We start from the raw sequence: 16,811 nt of genomic DNA, 5'->3' as shown, positions 1-16,811 counted from the left end.
TCCGGACAGTGACCGTGGCGTACGGGGGAGCGTCTCGCGTGGTGGTTCCCGTCCCTCCGCCGGTATGACCCGGATCAGGTTCAAGGGTCAGGGCGCACGAAACCCACTCTCAGCCCCATGCGGGGCCCCCCTCGGAACGCCCGAACTGTCTGCGCCGCCGACGGGTTTGTCAATTGCGCGCGATCCGCCGCAGCGCGCGGCCCTCGCCCGCCCGCCGGGCGCATCCCAGATCGGGGCGGCGCGAGGGGCCGGGGGCGGCGGGCGGGGGAGGACGGGGTGGGACGGCGAGGCCGGCGCTGGCGGGGCGACGATGCGGCGACGCCGGGCGCCTCCGCCCCCGCGACATGCCCCCTCTGCGAGCGGCCGATCCCGCCCGGCGCGCGCCAGAGCCGCCACCACCTCACGCCGAAGCTCAAGGGCGGCACCCACGGGCGGACCGTGCAGCTGCACCAGATCTGCCACTCGGCGATCCACGCCCGCTACAGCGAGGCGGAGATCGCCCGCCGCCTCGCCGACGTGGAGAGCCTGCGCGCCGATCCGGAGATCGCCCGCTTCCTCGCCTGGGTGCGCACCAAGCCCGACGATTTCCACGCGGCGACGCGGCTGACGCGCGCGCGGCGCGCCACAAAGCGCGAGCCCCGTTAACCTGCCGTCAAGGCTTTCCCGCGCTCGGCCCGCGCCGAGACGCGGCCTTTACCGCCGATGGGCTCAACTCGGCGGCGAAGACAGCCAGGAGGCCCCGATGTCCGCCCCCTCCCCCGCCGCGCCGTCCCGCCTCGCCTGGGTCGACGTCGCCAAGGGCATCTGCATCCTCCTCGTGGTGATGATGCACGCGACCCTCGGCACCGGCGAGGCGATGGGCGGCGAGGGCTTCCTCCACCCGGTCGTGGCCTTCGCCAAGCCGTTCCGGATCCCGGACTTCTTCCTGCTCTCGGGCCTCTTCGTCGGGCGCGTCCTCGACCGGGACTGGCGCCTGTTCGCGGACCGGCGCGTCGTGCACTTCGCCTATTTCTACGGATTGTGGACGCTGATCCAGTCGGCCGCGAAGTACGGCCAGATCACCGCGGGGGCGGGCCCCGGGGCCTTCCTGCTCCACCTCGCGCACGCCCTCGTCGAGCCCTACTCGACGCTGTGGTTCATCTACCTGCTGGCGCTGTTCTCGGTCGCGACCAAGCTCCTGCGGCGGGTGCCGTGGCCGGTCCTGCTCGGCGCGGCGGCCGCGCTGGAGATCCTGCCGATCGAGACCGGCTGGCTGGCGGTGGACGAGTTCTGCGCGCGCTACGTCTACTTCCTCGGAGGCGCGCTGTTCGCCGAGCGGATCTTCGCCCTGGCCGACTTCGCCCGCCGCCGCCCGGCCCCGGCCCTGGCGGGGCTGGCGGCCTGGGCGCTCCTCGACGGCGTCCTCGCCTTCACACCCTCCGGGCTGGCCGGGCATCCGACGCTCGCGAGCCTGCCGGTGGTGGGTCTGCTGCTCGGGGCGGCCGGGGCGCTCGCCATCGTCGCGGCGGCGGCCCTCCTCACCCGGGCCGGCGGCCCGGTCACGGCGGCGCTCCGGCACTGCGGCGAGCGCTCGATCGTGATCTACCTCGCCTTCTTCCTGCCGATGGCGGCGACCCGCATCCTGATCGCGAGGACCGGGGTGATCGCGGATGTCGGCCTCGCCTCGCTGGCGGTGACGGTCGCGGCCGCGAGCGTGCCGCTCCTCATCGCGCGCGCGGTGCGGCACACGCCCCTGCGCGTGCTGTTCGTGCGGCCCCGGGCGTTCCGGATCGTGCCGGACCGCCCGGAAGCGGACGGCCCGGCGGGCGCGATCGGCTCCCTGCGCGGCGCCTGACCCCGGCCGCCGGGGCGGTCGGGGGCCCGTCAGCCCCCCGCCAGCATCCCCTTCACGAGCCCGCTCGCCCTGGCAAAGTCCATCCGTCCGGCATATTTCGCCTTCAGGGCGCCGATCACCCTGCCCATGTCCTTGGGGCCGGCGGCGCCGGTCTCGGCGATGGCGGCCTCGATCGCGGCCCGGGTCTCGGCCTCGTCCATCTGCTGGGGCAGGAAGGTGGCGATGATCGCCGCCTCGGCCCGCTCGGCGGAGGCGAGTTCCGGGCGCTCGCCCTGCTCGTAGAGCGCGGCGGATTCGTTGCGCTGCTTGATCATCTTCTGCAGCACGGCGAGGATCTCCTCGTCGGCGAGCGGCCCCTTGCCGAGGCCGCGGGCCTCGATGTCCTTGTCCTTGAGGGCGGCCTGGATGAGGCGGACGGTGGCGAGCTTCGCCTTGTCGCCGGCCTTCATGGCCTCCTTCATCTCGGCGGTGAGGCGCTCGCGCAGCATGGTGGTCGGATCTCCGTTTGGAACGAGGAACTTGAGCCGCCGGCGCGGGATCCCCACATTGACCCGGCGAGGGGGCGCCCCTTAAAGACGCCCTGCCGGACACTTCCCGCGCGCGCCACCCCCCGGGCGGTCGGCCGTCCGCGCGACATAAGCGAGATCACGATCATGCTGCAAGACGACGCCGCGGGCGCCCCCGCGTCCTCCGACGGCTGGGCCGAGCCCGTCGCCACCGCCCTGCTGGTGCTGGCGGACGGCACCATCCTCGAAGGCTTCGGCATCGGGGCGACCGGCGAGGCGGCGGGCGAGGTCTGCTTCAACACCGCCATGACCGGCTACCAGGAGATCCTGACCGATCCCTCCTACGCGGGCCAGATCGTCACCTTCACCTTCCCGCATATCGGCAATGTCGGCACCAACGACGAGGACCTGGAGAGCCTGGAGCAGGCCCCGGCCTCGGGCGTGCGCGGCGCGGTGATCGCCGCCGCGGTGACGAACCCGTCGAACTGGCGCTCGTCCGACCACCTCGACGGCTGGCTGCGGGCCCGCGGCATCATCGGCATCACCGGCGTCGACACGCGGGCGCTCACCGCGCTGATCCGCGAGCGCGGCATGCCGAACGCCGTCATCGCCCACGACCCGCAGGGGCGCTTCGACCGCGAGGGCCTGAGGGCCAGGGCGCGGGACCTGCCCTCCATGGAGGGGCTCGACCTGGTCCCGCCGGTGACGAGCCGCGCCACCGCCGCCTGGGGCGAGACCGTGTGGGAGCGCGGCCAGGGCTACGGCCGGAAGGCGCCCGGCGAGGGCCTGCGGGTCGTGGCGATCGATTACGGGGTCAAGCGCAACATCCTGCGGCTGCTCACCCGGGCGGGCTGCGACGTCACCGTGGTGCCGGCCACCGCGACGGCCGAGGACATCCTGGCCTTGAAGCCCGACGGGGTCTTCCTGTCGAACGGCCCGGGCGACCCGGCCGCGACCGGCGCGTACGCGGTGCCGGTAATCCGCCAGCTCCTCGACCGCAAGGTGCCGACCTTCGGCATCTGCCTCGGCCACCAGCTGATGGGCCTCGCCCTCGGTGGCAGGACCGTGAAGATGGGCCAGGGTCACCACGGCGCGAACCACCCGGTGAAGGACAAGACCACCGGCAAGGTCGAGATCGTGTCGATGAATCACGGATTCGCGGTCGATCCGCAGAGCCTGCCCGGCACGGCGGTCGAGACGCACGTCTCGCTGTTCGACGGCTCGAATTGCGGGCTCGCGCTCACCGACCGCCCGGCCTTCTCGGTGCAGTACCACCCGGAGGCCTCGCCGGGACCGCGCGACAGCCACTACCTCTTCGACCGCTTCGTCTCGCTGATCCGCCAGGCGAAGGGCGGCAACGCCTGACCGGCGGGCCGCGCCGCCGCCATGCCGACGGTCATTTCCGATGGCCGTTGGTTCCGTTCTCGACGTGCCGCCACGCTATTCGCTCGTGTCGACCCTTCGAGAGGCTCGAAGGCCCGCGGCGTCAGCGTCCGGGCCGTTCGCATGATACGCCCGGTACCAGTCCACGAAGGCGGCGACGCCCTCGCGCAGGGGCGTCGCGGGCGCGTAGCCGATGAGGTCGCGCAGCAGGCCGGTCTCGGCCTGGGTGAGCGGCACGTCGCCGGGCGGCAGGTCGCGCAGCAGGCGCGTCGCCCGCCGCCCCAGCGCCGCCTCCAGGCCGTCCAGCAGGTCCGACACGGTGGCGGGGTTGCCGCCCCCGATATTCACCACCCGGAAGGGCGCGACGGGGCTGAGCGAGTCGGATTCCGAGACCGGCGCGCCTCCCGGCGGCCGGTCGATCAGCCGCACGATGCTCTCGATCAGGTCGTCGATGTAGGTGAAGTCGCGCGCGGCCCGGCCGTGGTCGAACACCTCGACCGGCTCGCCCGCCAGGATCCGCTTCGTGAAGACGAACACGGCCATGTCCGGACGGCCCCACGGCCCGTAGACCGTGAAGAACCGGAAGGCGGTGGTCGGGATCCGCCACAGATGCGCGTAGGCATGCGCCATGGATTCTCCCGCCACCTTGGAGGCGGCGTAGAGGCTGACCGGCCGCGCCACCGGGTCGGTCTCGCGGAAGGGGACGCGGTCGTTGCCGCCGTAGACCGAGGAGGTCGAGGCGAGGAGCGCGTGGCGCACCGGATGCGCCCGCAGGCCCTCCAGCACCTCGAAGGTGCCCACCACGTTGGCGGCGACGTAGCTCGCCGGGTTCTCGAGGCTGTAGCGCACGCCCGCCTGGGCGGCGAGGTGGACGAGGATGTCGGGCCTCGCCTGGTCCATCACGCGGGCGAAGAAGCCGGGCTCCTCCAGGAGGCCGACGTGGTTGGCAAAGCCCGGCCCTTCGAGGGCGCGCAGCCGCGCCCGCTTCAGGCCGACGTCGTAATAGTCGGTGAGGCCGTCGATCCCGGTGACGCGGTGTCCGTCGGCGAGGAGGCGCCGGGCGAGGTGGAATCCGATGAAGCCGGCCGCCCCGGTCACGACACAATGCATCTCGACTGATCTCCGTGCGGCCCGGCGCACCTTGCGCGCGGCGCGGCATTCGTCAACGCTCCGGGCCCCGATCCCGCACCCGGGTCGCCCGCCCGCCATCCTCCCGCTCTTCAGCCCCGCGCAAGCCTGCGGTCCTATCCCACGACCATCGGCGACTGTCCCAGGGGAGCGAGGATCGTGGGTGTACTGATCGGCTTGGTCATCGCGCTCGGGGCGATGATCGGCGGGTTCCTCGCCGAGGGCGGGCACCTCGCGGTGATCTGGCAGCCCTGGGAATTCGTCATCATCGGCGGAATGGCGATCGGCACCTTCGTGATCGCCAACCCGATGAAGACGGTGGTCGATTCGGGCAAGGGCCTGCTCGAGGCGGTCACCGACCGGGTGCCCAAGCGCAAGGATTACCTCTCGCTCCTCGGCCTGCTCCACGCCCTCATGCGCGAGCTCAAGGCCAAGCCGCGCAACGAGGTCGAGCCGCACCTCGACGACCCGGCGAACTCGTCGATCTTCAAGAACTATCCCGACATCCTGAAGAACCTCGAACTGACGATGTTCATCTGCGACTACGCCCGGCTGATCCTGATCGGCAACGCGCGGCCGCACGAGATCGAGGCGCTGATGGACGAGGAGATCGGCACCCACAAGCGGGACGCGCTCAAGCCCTACGCCTCGATCAGCACGGTCGCGGAGGCGCTCCCGGCCCTCGGCATCGTGGCGGCGGTGCTCGGCATCGTGAACGCCATGGGCGCCCTGGACCAGCCGCCGCACGTGCTGGGCCACCTGATCGGCGCCGCGCTGATCGGCACGCTCGGCGGCATCACGCTCTCCTACGGCATCCTCGCGCCCCTCGCCAGCAAGGTGAAGATGGTGCGCGACAAGCAGACGAGGGTCTACGTCATCGTGAAGCAGAGCCTCATCGCCTACATGAACGGCGCCCTGCCGCAGATCGCGGTCGAGCACGGCCGCAAGGGCATCTCGCTCGCGGACCGCCCGACCATCGACGAGGTCGAGACCGCCACCGTGGGCGGCGGCCAGCAGCGCGAGGCGGCCTGACCATGATGGACGTCCGCGACCGCCTGCTCGACGCCTCCGGCCTGTCCCCGGACAGGCTGCCGATGCTCAACGTCATCTTCGACCGGCTGGCCACCGCCTGCGCCGACAACCTCAAGCACCTCGCCGTCTCGCCGATCTTCTACTCGCTGATGAGCGTCGAGAGCGGCCTGTTCGGCGACCTGCTCGAGCCCTACGAGGCCAACGCGGTGGTCGGCATCTTCTACTCGCCGCAATGGGACGGGCACCTCCTGGTCGGGCTCGACCGCGACTTCGTCTTCACCATGGTGGAGGTGCTGCTCGGGGCCGACGGCTCGGAGCCGCCCGTCGAGGAGGCGCGCAACTTCTCCAGCATCGAGCTGCGCATCGCCCAGATGACCTTCGAGCAGATCGGTAAGGCGCTCGAAGCCGCCTTCGCGCTGGTCTCGGTGGCGACGCTGAAGCTGGAGCGGACCGAGACGCGCATGGACTTCGCCATCATCGGCCGGCGCTCGAACAAGGCGGTGGCGGCGAAATTCCTGCTTCAGGCACTCAACCGGGGCGGCGAAATGTTCCTCATCATCCCGCAGGCGGTGCTCAACCCGATGCGCCAGAGCCTGTCCAAGGTCCTCACCGGCGAATCGACCAGCCGGGACCCGCGCTGGGAGAAGCAGATCTCGACCGAGGTCCGCAAGACGGAGGTCACGCTGCGGGCGGTGCTGGAGGAGCGCACCCTGACGCTCGGCGAGATCGCCGACCTGAAGGTCGGCCAGGTCCTCACCCTGGACGCGACGCCGCGCAGCCGGGTGAAACTCCAAGGCAACGATCAGGCGCTCTTCTGGTGCCAGGTCGGCCAGGCGAACGGCGCCTACGTGCTGCGCGTCGAAGACCAGATCGATCAGGATAAGGAATTCATGGATGGCGTCCTCGCTCGTTGACGGCGTCCTGCTCGGCGCCCTCGTGCTCACCTGCCTGTGCGTCGTGCCGATGTACCTCAAGCTCAAGCGCCTCGACCGCGTCCAGGCCGAGTACGGGCGCGCCTTCGCGCAGACGAGCCAGGCCCTCACCCAGGCGGGCGAGGCTTTGCGCGGCTTCACCGGCGAGGGCCGGGAGATCCTGGAGGCGCTCTCGGCCAAGATCGACGAGGCCCGCCGCACCCTCGCCGACCTCGATGCCCGGCAGCGCCCCCCCTCCCCTCAAGACCTTCGCCAAGATCTCCGCCCAGACCGCCGCCAAGACCGCCGCCCGGCGCCCTGACGGACGCCGCGCCGCCCCCGACCCCACGCCCCCGCCGCGAGACCCGTTCCGATGAGCAAGAACCCGTTCGACGACGCCCCCGACCTGTCGGCGAGCCACGCCGAGGCCCTGTTCGGCACGGCCGCCACCATGGCGCCGCCCCGGGCGGAGGAGACGGTCGGCGCCGGCCGCAACCTCGACTCGGTGCTGCGCATCCCGGTCCTGATCCAGGTCGTCCTCGGCTCGGCCACGATGCCGGTCGCCAACCTGATGAAGCTCGGCCGCGGGGCCATCGTCCCCCTCGACCACCGGGTCGGCGAGCCCGTCGACATCATGGTCAACGGCCGGGTGATCGCCCGCGGCGAGGTCGTGGTGGTCGAGGAGGACAATTCCCGCTTCGGCGTCTCGCTGACCGAGATCGTCGGGCCCAGCAGCAACGAAGCCGCGTAAGGCGGAGAGGGCGGGATGACGGCGGCACCCCTGGCGGTTCGAGGCGGCGCGCCGCGCCGCCTGCGTGCGGTGGACGAGGTCGCGACGCTGCTGCTCGCCATGGGCAAGCCGGCGGCCGGCCGCCTCCTCAAGTACTTCGACGAGGACGAGATCAAGCTCATCACCCGGGCGGCGGTGAAGCTCGGCCCCGTCAGCGCCGACACCCTGGAAGGCCTCGTCGACGCGTTCGTGTCCGAATTCTCGCAGGGCGCGAACCTGCTCGGCACCGTGCAGGAGGTGGAGAAGCTCCTCAGCGGCCTGCTTCCCCCCGAGCAGATCGCCGACATCCTCGCCGAGGTGCGCGGCAACAACTCGAAGCGCTCGGTCTGGGAGCGGCTGTCGGGCGTGTCCGAGACCGTGCTGGCGAGCTACCTCGTCAAGGAGCACCCGCAGACGGCGGCCCTGATCCTGTCCAAGATCAAGCCGGCGGCCGCCGCCAAGGTGATGACCCACCTGCCCCAGCCCCTGCGCAACGGATTGATGCGGCGGATGCTCGCCTTCAAGCCGATCGTCGACGACACGCTGCGCTCGATCGAGAAGATCATCAACGACGACCTGATGGTGAACTTCGCGCGCAACGCCGGCGCCGACACCCACGCCAAGATCGCCGACATCATCAACAAGATGGAGCGCGAGCACATGGACGACGTGCTGTCGAGCCTGTCGGAGTCGCGGCCGAAATCCGCCGAGATCCTCAAGGGCCTGCTGTTCACCTTCGAGGACATCGTCAAGCTGGCACCGCGGTCGCGGACCGCCCTGTTCGACGCGGTGCCGAACGACCGCCTCGTCCTCTCCCTCAAGGGCACGCCGGCCGATTTCCGCGACACGGTGCTCTCCTCGCTCTCGGCCCGCGTGCGCCGCATGATCGAGCACGAACTCAACGGCGGCGAGCCGGCGGCCCAGCGCGACGTCCTCGACGCCCGCCGCGCCATCACGGACCTCGCCCTCGACATGGCCGGGCGCGGCGAGATCGAGATCAACGGCGAGGGCGAGGATGACACCTTCATCCGCTGACGGCCGCACCGTTCGCCCGCCCCCTCCCCCGACCCGCGGCGCGGGAGCGTGACGCCGCATGGCCGACGAGACCGATCAGGAGAGCAAGACCGAGAGCCCGACCGAGCGCCGCGTCCGCGAGGCGATCGAGAAGGGCGACGTTCCGGTCTCCCGGGAGGCGTCGGTGCTCGCCTCGGTGATCGGCCTGCTGATCGCCCTGACCCTGTTCGTGCGCGGGCAGGCGGCCACGCTCGCCCGCGAGTTCGTGCCCCTGATCGATCAGCCCCGGGGCTTCACCCTGGAGAATGCGCGCGACGCCACGCTGCTGCTGCAGAGCGTCGCCATCGCCGCCGGCCGCTTCCTGCTGCCGGTCCTGGCCATCCTGGCGGTCTGCGGGCTCGCCGCCTCCATGCTGCAGAACCTGCCCCGCTTCGTCGGCGACCGCATCCAGCCGAAATGGTCGCGGGTCTCGCCCGCCTCCGGCTGGAGCCGCATCTTCGGCCGCTCGGGCCAGGTCGAGTTCCTGAAATCGCTCTTTAAGTTCCTCACGATCACTGTGGTCTCCCTGCTGCTGCTGCGCTCCGAGCGGCACAAAGTGCTGAACGCCATGACCGTCGATCCGAGCCAGGTACCGGAACTGATCCTGTCGATGGCGATCCGCCTCGTCTCGGCGGTCAGCATCGCCACGATCGTCCTCGTCGCCGCCGACCTGATCTGGGCCCGGCTGCGCTGGCAGCGCTCGCTGCGGATGTCCCGCCAGGAGATCAAGGACGAGCACAAGCAGATCGAGGGCGATCCGCTGGTCAAGGCCCGCCTGCGCTCGCTGGCGCAGGACCGCACCCGCAAGCGGATGCTGGCGGCGGTGCCGCGCGCGACCGTGGTGATCGCCAACCCGACCCACTTCGCGGTGGCCCTGCGCTACGAGCGCGACGAGAACCCCGCCCCGCTGGTCGTCGCCAAGGGGCAGGACCTGATCGCCCTCAAGATCCGCGAGATCGCCGAGGCCAACGGCATCCCGGTGATCGAAGACAAGCCTCTGGCAAGATCGCTCTATGATAGTGTGCAAGTGGATCAGTTGATCCCGGCTGAGTTTTACCGCGCTGTGGCTCAGATCCTGTTCTACGTGTTCGCGAGGTCGCGATGATGGCCCAAGCCTCTGACATGCCTGCCGGGATGCCGGCCGCGGCCAGCCTGCTCCAGGCGGCGGAGTGCATCTTCGCGCACGAGATCCGCGACTTCATCGCCGAGTTCTGCCTGCTCGACGGCGGCGTGCTGATCGGCTGGGTGCGCGACGACCGCCACGGCAACATCGCCGACCTCGTCGCCTCCTCGGCCGAGCCGTTCTTCAAGGAATCCACCCTCACCTACGCCGACGCGGCCGACGTGAGCTTCTCCTGGGGCCGCTCGCCCACCGTCGTCCTCGACATGGAGTTCGGCAGCGAGGCGATGACGGTCTTCTTCAAGCTCGTCCTCGACGGCACCTACGTGGGCGTGGCGATCGACCGGATCCTGGCCGGCCCGGGCCTCGGCCTCGACCTGGAGCGCTTCGCCGAGGTGCTGACCCGGGCGCGGCTCGCGCCCGCCTGAGCCCTGGGGCGATGCCCCTGTGGCAGCTTTGCCCCGTTGTTGCATCGCTGCCATTGACCGAATCACCCACCCCGGACATGATCGTTCAAGAAGGGTTTGCAGCCTCCTTCGACCGACCATTTCCCCGCCGGAGAAGTTCTCGCCGTGGCCGCCCCAAAGGGGCCGGGCCCGCGTGCCGAGCTGCCGCCGGGACATGGACGGAGGATGACTGCCGAAAACGATGCACCGGGTCCCCGATCCATGTACATTTTCGTCGATGACCGGCCGACGGTGACGAGCGGCTACGCGGCGAGTTTCGAGCGGGAGGGCGTTTCGTCCCTCGGGCTGATGGGCGAGGAGTTCAAGAACTGGTTCAGCGCCGCCTCGGCCTGCGACCTCGACGCCATCCAGGGCTTCCTGCTCGGGGATTTCGCCGACCGCATGGCCTGCGCGAGCCTGATCCGGCGGCAGTCCCGCGCGCCGATCATCGCGCTGAGCGACGTGAGGACCCTCGAGACGACCCTGCAGCTCTTCACCGCGGGCATCGACGACGTGCTCGGCAAGCCGGTGCACGTCCGGGAGATCCTGGCCCGCTCCGAGGCGATCTGGCGCCGGGTCAACGGCGAGACGCAGCCGGCCGGCGAGCAGGGCGAGCGCCTGAAGGTGCATTTCGACGGGCGCGACCCTGAGGTCGACGGCGAGACCCTGCCCCTGCCCCGGCGCGAGCGCAGCATCCTCGAGTACCTCGTCCGCAACCGCGGCCGCCGCCTGACGAAGGCGCAGATCTTCAACGCGATCTACGGCGTCTACAGCAACGAGGTCGAGGAGAGCGTGGTCGAGGGCCACGTCAGCAAGCTGCGCAAGAAGCTCCGGGAGCGGCTCGGCTACGACCCGATCGAGGCCAAGCGCTACATCGGCTACACGTTCGTCGGCTGAGCGCGGCCCCGCGCGAAGGGGTCTCGCCTGATCGGTTCAGCGCCGCGATCCCGCAAGGCCGACATCGGCTGCCCGGGCTCTGGCCGCGCGGGTCCGGCCTGGGGAGGGGAGCCTGGGGACCCCGGATGGGCGATGACGGCATCGGCGGGTTTTCATGCCGGCCCGATCACCGGGAAGCCGCGCGACGCCGATCCCGCGCCGATCCGACCGGAAGCCCCGGAAGTCGAGGTGACCGCCAAGCTCCGTCCGATTCTGCGCGGATCGGGCGGAAACCCCATCACGCGCCGTGCGGTCCGCGTGCTTGGCGCCCGCGGTGATCCGGGATCGGCTTGACCCAAGCGGATCCCGGATCACGCGCCTGCGCGGCGCCTGAGCGCGGCGCCTGGGCGAAGCCGACATCCGCATGGCCGAAACGGGAGATGGCGAAGCCATCAACCGGATGGCGTATGACGGACCGCGTCCGCCAGCACCCCGGGCCCGGTCCTCCGGGCTCGCCGCGCGTGAGGGGAGCGCGCCGCTCGCGGGCGCGCCGGGCGGGCCCTACTGGCAGAAGGCCCGCGCCTGAGGCGTCCAGGTGCCGAAGCCGGTCGCCACCATGTTGGTGATGACTTGGCAGACATACTGCTTCTGGGCGGGGTTGTTGTTCGGGCCGGCGTGATAGCGCGCCACCGCGAGCGTCCAGGTGCCCTCGCGGGCCTTCAGCTCCTTGAGGAACTGCGTCGCGTATTCGACATTCGCTTTCGGATCCAGCATCGCCTCGACGGAGCCGAACTTGGCCCCGTGGAAGTGATGGTTGATCTGCATGCAGCCGAGATCGATCAGCCGGGCGCCGCGGCGCCGGGCCTCGTCGAACTTGGCGCGCACGTCCGCGACGCTGCTGCCGAAATACGGCTTCCCCTCGATGTTCATGGCGAAGGGCTGCAGCGAGCCGCGCTTGCCGCTCTCGGTGAGCCCCACCGCGTAGAGCATGCCGAGCGGCACGCCGTGCCGCGTCGCCGCCTGCGCCATCTCGCGCTCGCAGACATTGGCGGCGACCGGCCCGGCGCTAGAGATAAACGCCGCTGCGGCCAGAATTGGACTGCGAACCCGTCTCATCCTGCGTGTTCCCTCGCGCTCCGGCGCGCTGGTCGGCACCCGCCTCCTGGTGGCGGCGGGCCGGGTGGTCGGACCCTTCGGCGAAGGAAGGCTGTCCGCCGCCCGGCGCGCCGAACCCTCCGCTCCCTGCCGGGGACGCGAAGCCCTGCGGGCCGCTGCCCCGGGAATCCGCCGCCTGGATGCCGATGCTGTCGGGCCGGTATCCGGCCTCCCGCAGCAGCCCGGCGAGGAGGTCCGCATCCTTGCGCAGCATCTCCGCCGTCTCGGCACGGCTGGTCTTGAGACTCATGTCGAGCTGCCCGTCGCGCAGGCGCATCGTCACCGTGACCGAGCCGAGATCGGCCGGTCTCAGCTGGAGCGTCAGGATGCGCAGCGGTCCGGCCGCCATCGCGGTGCTCGGTCCGCCCTGCGCGTCGAGAGAGGCCACGAGGTGCGGCAGCGTGGCGGAGGGCAGGGCGCCCGAGGGCGGCGCGCCCGGAGGAGGTGCGGATGACGGCCTCGCGGCCGCACCGGCCGCATTCACCGGCAGGGCGAGCGCCCCCGGATCGCCCGCGTCGCCCGGGCGCGGCGCCTCGGCCGGGAACCCGGAAGCCGGCATTCCCGCGGCAGGTTCGGCGGCCACCGTCGGCGTCCCGGCATGCGCGCGGATCGGCGCACGGGCCTCCTGGCGCCCGCCCTCGGCGGCCGCCGGCGCGACAGGACCGGCCTTGGCCGGCCCGGGCGCGTCCGTGCCGCCGAACCCGTCCCCTGCCCGATCGCCGACGGCCCGGTCCTCGCCCGTGGCGCCGGAGTCGCGGCCGGCCCGACCGCCGGGCCCGAGGGGCCGCGGGGCGATCCCCGCCCGGGCCGACGGGCCCGCCACCGGCTGCGACGCGGCGGGCGCGGAAGCTGCCGGCCGCGCGCCCGCGTCGCCCGCCGGAGCCGACGCGAGGGCGGCCTGCGGCGACGAGGAGGATCCCGCCGCCTGCCTGCTCGCGGGCAGCTCGGGGACCGGCGCCGCGGAGGCCAGGAGGGCGGCCGAGCCGGCCGCATCCGGCCGGGGCGCCGTCGCGGGCGCTGCCGCATCGCGGGCGGGTGCGGAGGAATCCTGGACCCGGTTCGGCCACCCGGTCGTCGCGGTGGCGCTCGGCGTGGCGAGGGCCCTCGCCGGCCCCCCTGCGGCCCAGGTCGGGTCGGTCGAAGGCGCGTCCGCGCGCTGCGGGCGCGACGGCCCGCTCGCCGCCCCGGTCGGACCGGAGGGCCGCGGGGCGACCACGCCGGCGCGTCCGCCCGCGGCACCGGACGCAGCGAGGGCGTCGGGCCGGAGCAGGCGCGGCGCGGCCTCCCCGGCCGGAGGCGGCTCGGCCTCCTGGGTGAGGGCGGCGAGCGCCGCGACGGGATCCCCGCCGGCCTCGGGCCCGGCCGCCAGCAGCTGCGGCATGACCGGGTTGAAGTGGGTTTCCTGCGCCAGGACCGTCGCAGGCGGCAGGACGGTCGCGACCGGCGCCGGCCCGGTGCCGGGCGCGAGCAGCGCCGGAGGCTGAGCGGGGACCGCCGGCGCAGCCGTCTGATCCGCGGCGGCGACCGAGGCGGACGCGCCGAACGCGCCGAGCTGGGCCGCGAGGGCGGCCACGGCTTCCTGCGCGAGCGCGGCGGTGAGGGCATTCGCGACATCCGGCCGCTCCGGCGCCGTCGCGGGTGCGGGGCCCGGGGCCTCGGTCGAGGCGGCGCCGTCCCCCTCGCCGGCCGCCAGCGCGCTGAGGCGCTGCAGGAGCGCGGCGGCCCGTTCCTGCTTCGGCGGCGCCGGCGCGATGAGGGCGGCCGGGCCCCGGGCCGGCGCGTCGCGGCGCTCGTCCAGGGCATCGAGCACCGTGTCGAAGCTGTCCTGGCCGGAGGGGGCCCGGCCGTCCCCGTCCGAGGATCCCCGGCCGGACGTCGCGTCGACGGCGATCCGGATCAGGCCGTGGAGGCTGTCGAGGGCGTTCATGGGCGCGTCCTCCGCATCATGTCGTCGATCTGTTCGATCGCCTCCTGGGCGCGGGCGATCGTCTTGGCCTGGGGGACGGGCCGCTTGCCGTCGGCGGCCTCCTCGGGAGGAGTCGCGGGAGCGGGCGGCAGGTCGCGGCGGATCTGCGCCGCCGTCGACAGGGCGGCGTCGAGCAGACCGGCATCCGCGCTCGGCAGGGCCGCGCGGTCCAGGCTGCGCAGCACCGCGTAGGCGCCGTCGAACCCGTCCGGCGTGGCGATCGCGGCCGCCGCCCGGTAGAGCCGGGCCTGGGCCGCCCTCACGCTGCCGGCCTCGACCAGGGCCGCCGCGCGGTTGGCCGCGAAGACCGCGGCCCGCATCTCCCCCTGCTCCACCGCCGCCCGGGCGACGAGCAGGTAGAGGTCGCCCCGCCCCTCGGGCTCGATCTCGGCCAGCATCGCTTCCAGGCGCCCGATCCGGACCGGGTCGTCGCCGTATCTGAGGCGGGTGAGCGCCGCGGCGAAGCGCTGGCGGAAATTGCCCGCGTAGACCGAGTGCCGGAAGCGCCGCAGGTACTGGATCGAGAGCGCCTCGAAGCGCGGGATGTTGCCCGCCGGGGCGAGGACGAACACCTCGCGGCGCAGCGCCCCCTCCTCCACCAGCGTGCCCGGGGCGAGCAGCCGGGCGAGATCGAGGAGCCGGAGCGCCTGATCGGGATTCTCGCGCACCACCAGGGCGGATTGCGCGAGGGCGACCTGGCCGGCGAGGCTGGCCGGAAGGGTCTGCGCGTCGAGCTTGGTGAGCACCGTGCGGGCGTCCCTCTCGCGCCCCTCCAGGAAGGCGAGGGCTCCCTGCAGGAGCGGCGCCTCGGAATCCGGCAGGCTGCCGGCCTCGATCACGCGCCGGAGCACGCCCGGCCCGCCGCCGGCGAGCGCGAAGGTCACGGCGGCCTGCACGTTGGCGGGCTTGCCCCAGGTCTCCGGTTCGAGCCCGATCAGGCGCTGCTCGATATGCGCGATGAGCTGGCGCTGGGCGAGGTGGGCCTGGGTGCCGCCGCGGGCGATGCGGTCCTGAAGGAGTTGCAGCGTGCGCACGAGCTCGACCGGCAGGCTGCGCGGCGCGACCGGCAGCGGCTCGACGACCGCCGTGGCGGCGGAACCGCCGTGCCCGCCACCGCCGCCCGCCGCCGGAGGGCTCGCCGCGTGGCCGGAACCGGCTGCGCTCTCGGCCTTGCCGTCGCCGTGGCCGCCCGCCCCGCCCCCCTCCGCCCGCGCGGCGCCGGCGAGGACCAGGCCGCAGAGCAGGGCCAGCGCGACGGGCCGCCCGAGGGCGCGCGGGACCCTCTGGCCCGTCACTCGGGCTTCTCCCGCAGCAGGATCTCGATGCGCCGGTTCTCGGCGGCCATCGGATCGGAGGGATTGCGCGGCTGCCGGTCGGCGTGGCCCTCGATCCGGACGATGCGGCGCTCCGCGACACCGCCGCGGATCAGCATGTAGGCCGCCATCTGCGCCCGGGCGCTCGACAGGCGCCAGTTGTCGTAGCTCTCCGACTTGAACGGGCGCGCATCCGTGTGGCCGCGCAGGACGATCTGGCCCGGCCGGCTGCTCAGCACCTTGGCGATGCGCTCCAGGGCCTTGACCACCTTCGCCTGCGGCTCGGCCGAACCGACGTTGAACATGCTGAAATTGAGCTCGTCCGTGATGCTGATGAGCGTGCCTTCGCCGGTGCGGCGCACCTCGACCTTCGGGGCCGGTGCTCCGGTCGCGAGGGGCTGGACCGCCTTCAGGACCTCCGCCTTGAGCTCGGCCAGGGCGGCGTTCTCGCCCGGCTCCGCGGCCTTGGCGTCGACCGGCGCGACGGCCGCGGGCTTGACCTCCGCGGGCTTGACCTCCGCGGGCTTGGCCTCCGCGGGCTTGGCCTCCGCGGGCTTGGCCTCCGCAGGCTTGGCCTCGGCGGGTTTGGCCTCGGCGGGTTTGGCCTCGGTCCGCTCCGGCTTCGCGCCCGGCGGCTTGAGCAGGTCGGCGATCTCCTTCGGCACCAGGTCCAGCCCCGTCCGACCCTCGCGCGCCGCATTCGGCAGCGCCGCCCTGGCATCGACGCGGCTGGGGGTCTTCGCCACGGTGTTGATCGGGCCGGGCGTCTCGCTGCGCGCCTGCGGCAGCGGGGCGACCTGCCAGTAGAGCGGGTCGAAGGGGTCGCGGGCCGCCTCGCCGCCGGTCACGCCCGGCTTGCCCTCCTGGACGGTGACCGCGTCGGCCGAGGAGGCGTCGCCGGGCCGCTCCGCATCGGCCTCGGCGGCGAGCTTCGCCAGGACCGCGTAGGGATCCTGGAACAGGGCCGCCTCCTTGGCGCGGCTGGCGGAGCCGCTCGTCGAGGAATCCTTGCCCTTGCCCTCGCCGCCCTTGCTCTCGCCGGTCTTGCCGGGCTCGCCGCTGTCGCTCGGCGCGTTGGTCGGATCGCGCAGCCCCTTCTTCTCGGGGGACATCTCGGCGAGGCGGATCGGGTTGAAGTAGTCGGCGATCGCGCTCTTCGTCTCCTTGCTGGTCGAGTTGACCAGCCACAGCACCAGGAAGAGCGACATCATGGCGGTCATGAAGTCGGCGAGCGCGATCTTCCAGGCGGCGCTGTGATGGCCGTCCTCGTCGTCGCCGCGGCGACGGACGATGATGATCTCGTGGGCCTCGTCCGCCAT

At 72.5% G+C, this 16,811-nt stretch carries 18 protein-coding genes and 1 riboswitch; of the genes, 12 read left to right on the top strand and 6 right to left on the bottom strand.

The window, feature by feature from the left end:
• Positions 1–34 precede the first annotated feature (34 nt).
• A riboswitch (TPP riboswitch) is annotated at positions 35–142 on the bottom strand.
• A gap of 134 nt (positions 143–276) precedes the next feature.
• Positions 277–645, top strand: coding sequence for a restriction endonuclease (locus MET2598_RS0107630; protein WP_018260421.1), 369 nt, complete (start codon positions 277–279; stop codon positions 643–645).
• 97 nt (positions 646–742) lie between these two features.
• Entirely contained in the window at positions 743–1,834 is a 1,092-nt protein-coding gene (locus MET2598_RS0107625) for an acyltransferase family protein (protein ID WP_012333014.1), read from the top strand.
• A 29-nt stretch (positions 1,835–1,863) separates the two neighbouring features.
• Here MET2598_RS0107625 and MET2598_RS0107620 read toward each other — a convergent pair whose 3' ends face one another.
• Positions 1,864–2,322: a GatB/YqeY domain-containing protein gene (locus MET2598_RS0107620; protein ID WP_012333015.1), complete on the bottom strand. Its 459-nt coding sequence runs from the start codon at positions 2,320–2,322 to the stop codon at positions 1,864–1,866.
• A 165-nt stretch (positions 2,323–2,487) separates the two neighbouring features.
• Here MET2598_RS0107620 and carA point away from each other — a divergent pair, with 165 nt between their 5' ends.
• On the top strand, positions 2,488–3,705 hold the full coding sequence (gene carA, locus MET2598_RS0107615) for a glutamine-hydrolyzing carbamoyl-phosphate synthase small subunit (RefSeq protein ID WP_012333016.1): 1,218 nt from the start codon (positions 2,488–2,490) through the stop codon (positions 3,703–3,705).
• 75 nt (positions 3,706–3,780) lie between these two features.
• On the opposite strand, the gene MET2598_RS0107610 is transcribed toward carA, so the two are convergent.
• Complete coding sequence (locus MET2598_RS0107610; RefSeq protein ID WP_012333017.1) at positions 3,781–4,833, bottom strand: NAD-dependent epimerase/dehydratase family protein; 1,053 nt, start codon at positions 4,831–4,833, stop codon at positions 3,781–3,783.
• Between the two features lie 177 nt (positions 4,834–5,010).
• Here MET2598_RS0107610 and motA point away from each other — a divergent pair, with 177 nt between their 5' ends.
• The 9 genes from motA to MET2598_RS40820 all read left to right on the top strand — a co-directional run bounded on the left by motA (position 5,011) and on the right by MET2598_RS40820 (position 11,412).
• On the top strand, positions 5,011–5,883 hold the full coding sequence (gene motA / locus MET2598_RS0107605) for a flagellar motor stator protein MotA (RefSeq protein WP_012333018.1): 873 nt from the start codon (positions 5,011–5,013) through the stop codon (positions 5,881–5,883).
• Positions 5,884–5,885: 2 nt separating this feature from the next.
• On the top strand, positions 5,886–6,797 hold the full coding sequence (locus MET2598_RS0107600; protein WP_012333019.1) for a flagellar motor switch protein FliM: 912 nt from the start codon (positions 5,886–5,888) through the stop codon (positions 6,795–6,797).
• Entirely contained in the window at positions 6,778–7,116 is a 339-nt protein-coding gene (locus MET2598_RS0107595; protein ID WP_018260419.1) for a hypothetical protein, read from the top strand. The genes MET2598_RS0107600 and MET2598_RS0107595 overlap by 20 nt, the downstream gene beginning before the upstream one ends.
• A 129-nt stretch (positions 7,117–7,245) precedes the next feature.
• Complete coding sequence (gene fliN, locus MET2598_RS0107590) at positions 7,246–7,545, top strand: flagellar motor switch protein FliN (protein WP_236728893.1); 300 nt, start codon at positions 7,246–7,248, stop codon at positions 7,543–7,545.
• 15 nt (positions 7,546–7,560) lie between these two features.
• Positions 7,561–8,598 carry a flagellar motor switch protein FliG gene (locus MET2598_RS0107585; protein WP_012333022.1) on the top strand — a complete coding sequence of 346 codons (1,038 nt, stop codon included), beginning with the start codon at positions 7,561–7,563 and terminating at the stop codon, positions 8,596–8,598.
• A 58-nt stretch (positions 8,599–8,656) separates the two neighbouring features.
• Entirely contained in the window at positions 8,657–9,721 is a 1,065-nt protein-coding gene (gene flhB, locus MET2598_RS0107580; RefSeq protein WP_018260418.1) for a flagellar biosynthesis protein FlhB, read from the top strand.
• A complete protein-coding gene (locus tag MET2598_RS0107575; protein WP_236728679.1) occupies positions 9,721–10,164 on the top strand; it encodes a hypothetical protein in 444 nt (147 codons plus the stop codon). The genes flhB and MET2598_RS0107575 overlap by 1 nt, the downstream gene beginning before the upstream one ends.
• A 240-nt stretch (positions 10,165–10,404) precedes the next feature.
• Positions 10,405–11,079 (top strand): response regulator transcription factor, encoded by a 675-nt coding sequence (locus tag MET2598_RS0107570; RefSeq protein ID WP_012333025.1) that lies wholly within the window; start codon positions 10,405–10,407, stop codon positions 11,077–11,079.
• Between the two features lie 132 nt (positions 11,080–11,211).
• Positions 11,212–11,412, top strand: coding sequence for a hypothetical protein (locus MET2598_RS40820; RefSeq protein ID WP_157182101.1), 201 nt, complete (start codon positions 11,212–11,214; stop codon positions 11,410–11,412).
• 207 nt (positions 11,413–11,619) lie between these two features.
• On the opposite strand, the gene MET2598_RS0107565 is transcribed toward MET2598_RS40820, so the two are convergent.
• Genes MET2598_RS0107565 through MET2598_RS0107550 form a run of 4 tightly spaced genes read right to left on the bottom strand, consistent with a single transcriptional unit; the run spans position 11,620 to position 16,811 of the window.
• Positions 11,620–12,174: a transglycosylase SLT domain-containing protein gene (locus tag MET2598_RS0107565; RefSeq protein WP_026190581.1), complete on the bottom strand. Its 555-nt coding sequence runs from the start codon at positions 12,172–12,174 to the stop codon at positions 11,620–11,622.
• Positions 12,125–14,140 (bottom strand): flagellar hook-length control protein FliK, encoded by a 2,016-nt coding sequence (locus MET2598_RS0107560; RefSeq protein WP_026190580.1) that lies wholly within the window; start codon positions 14,138–14,140, stop codon positions 12,125–12,127. Before MET2598_RS0107560 ends, MET2598_RS0107565 begins: the two co-directional genes overlap by 50 nt.
• Entirely contained in the window at positions 14,137–15,474 is a 1,338-nt protein-coding gene (locus tag MET2598_RS0107555; protein ID WP_018260415.1) for a chemotaxis protein MotC, read from the bottom strand. Before MET2598_RS0107555 ends, MET2598_RS0107560 begins: the two co-directional genes overlap by 4 nt.
• Positions 15,471–16,811, bottom strand: a complete 1,341-nt coding sequence (locus MET2598_RS0107550; protein WP_018260414.1) for a MotB family protein — start codon at positions 16,809–16,811, stop codon at positions 15,471–15,473. Before MET2598_RS0107550 ends, MET2598_RS0107555 begins: the two co-directional genes overlap by 4 nt.

The sequence above is a fragment of the Methylobacterium sp. WSM2598 genome (assembly GCF_000379105.1).
Lineage (GTDB): Bacteria > Pseudomonadota > Alphaproteobacteria > Rhizobiales > Beijerinckiaceae > Methylobacterium.
Note: the sequence above shows the minus strand (reverse complement) of the source record. Positions and strands in the feature narration are given on the sequence as shown.

What these genes read in the sequence shown, in the direction of transcription:
- MET2598_RS0107625 (WP_012333014.1), top strand. Translation starts at nt 743, where the DNA reads ATGTCCGCCCCCTCCCCCGCCGCGCCGTCCCGCCTCGCCTGGGTCGAC.
- MET2598_RS0107560 (WP_026190580.1), bottom strand. Translation starts at nt 14,140, where the DNA reads ATGAACGCCCTCGACAGCCTCCACGGCCTGATCCGGATCGCCGTCGAC.
- MET2598_RS0107565 (WP_026190581.1), bottom strand. Translation starts at nt 12,174, where the DNA reads ATGAGACGGGTTCGCAGTCCAATTCTGGCCGCAGCGGCGTTTATCTCT.
- MET2598_RS0107600 (WP_012333019.1), top strand. Translation starts at nt 5,886, where the DNA reads ATGATGGACGTCCGCGACCGCCTGCTCGACGCCTCCGGCCTGTCCCCG.
- MET2598_RS0107575 (WP_236728679.1), top strand. Translation starts at nt 9,721, where the DNA reads ATGGCCCAAGCCTCTGACATGCCTGCCGGGATGCCGGCCGCGGCCAGC.
- MET2598_RS40820 (WP_157182101.1), top strand. Translation starts at nt 11,212, where the DNA reads ATGACGGCATCGGCGGGTTTTCATGCCGGCCCGATCACCGGGAAGCCG.
- carA (WP_012333016.1), top strand. Translation starts at nt 2,488, where the DNA reads ATGCTGCAAGACGACGCCGCGGGCGCCCCCGCGTCCTCCGACGGCTGG.
- MET2598_RS0107570 (WP_012333025.1), top strand. Translation starts at nt 10,405, where the DNA reads ATGTACATTTTCGTCGATGACCGGCCGACGGTGACGAGCGGCTACGCG.
- MET2598_RS0107550 (WP_018260414.1), bottom strand. Translation starts at nt 16,811, where the DNA reads ATGGCGGACGAGGCCCACGAGATCATCATCGTCCGTCGCCGCGGCGAC.
- MET2598_RS0107585 (WP_012333022.1), top strand. Translation starts at nt 7,561, where the DNA reads ATGACGGCGGCACCCCTGGCGGTTCGAGGCGGCGCGCCGCGCCGCCTG.
- MET2598_RS0107595 (WP_018260419.1), top strand. Translation starts at nt 6,778, where the DNA reads ATGGCGTCCTCGCTCGTTGACGGCGTCCTGCTCGGCGCCCTCGTGCTC.
- flhB (WP_018260418.1), top strand. Translation starts at nt 8,657, where the DNA reads ATGGCCGACGAGACCGATCAGGAGAGCAAGACCGAGAGCCCGACCGAG.
- fliN (WP_236728893.1), top strand. Translation starts at nt 7,246, where the DNA reads ATGGCGCCGCCCCGGGCGGAGGAGACGGTCGGCGCCGGCCGCAACCTC.
- MET2598_RS0107610 (WP_012333017.1), bottom strand. Translation starts at nt 4,833, where the DNA reads ATGCATTGTGTCGTGACCGGGGCGGCCGGCTTCATCGGATTCCACCTC.
- MET2598_RS0107620 (WP_012333015.1), bottom strand. Translation starts at nt 2,322, where the DNA reads ATGCTGCGCGAGCGCCTCACCGCCGAGATGAAGGAGGCCATGAAGGCC.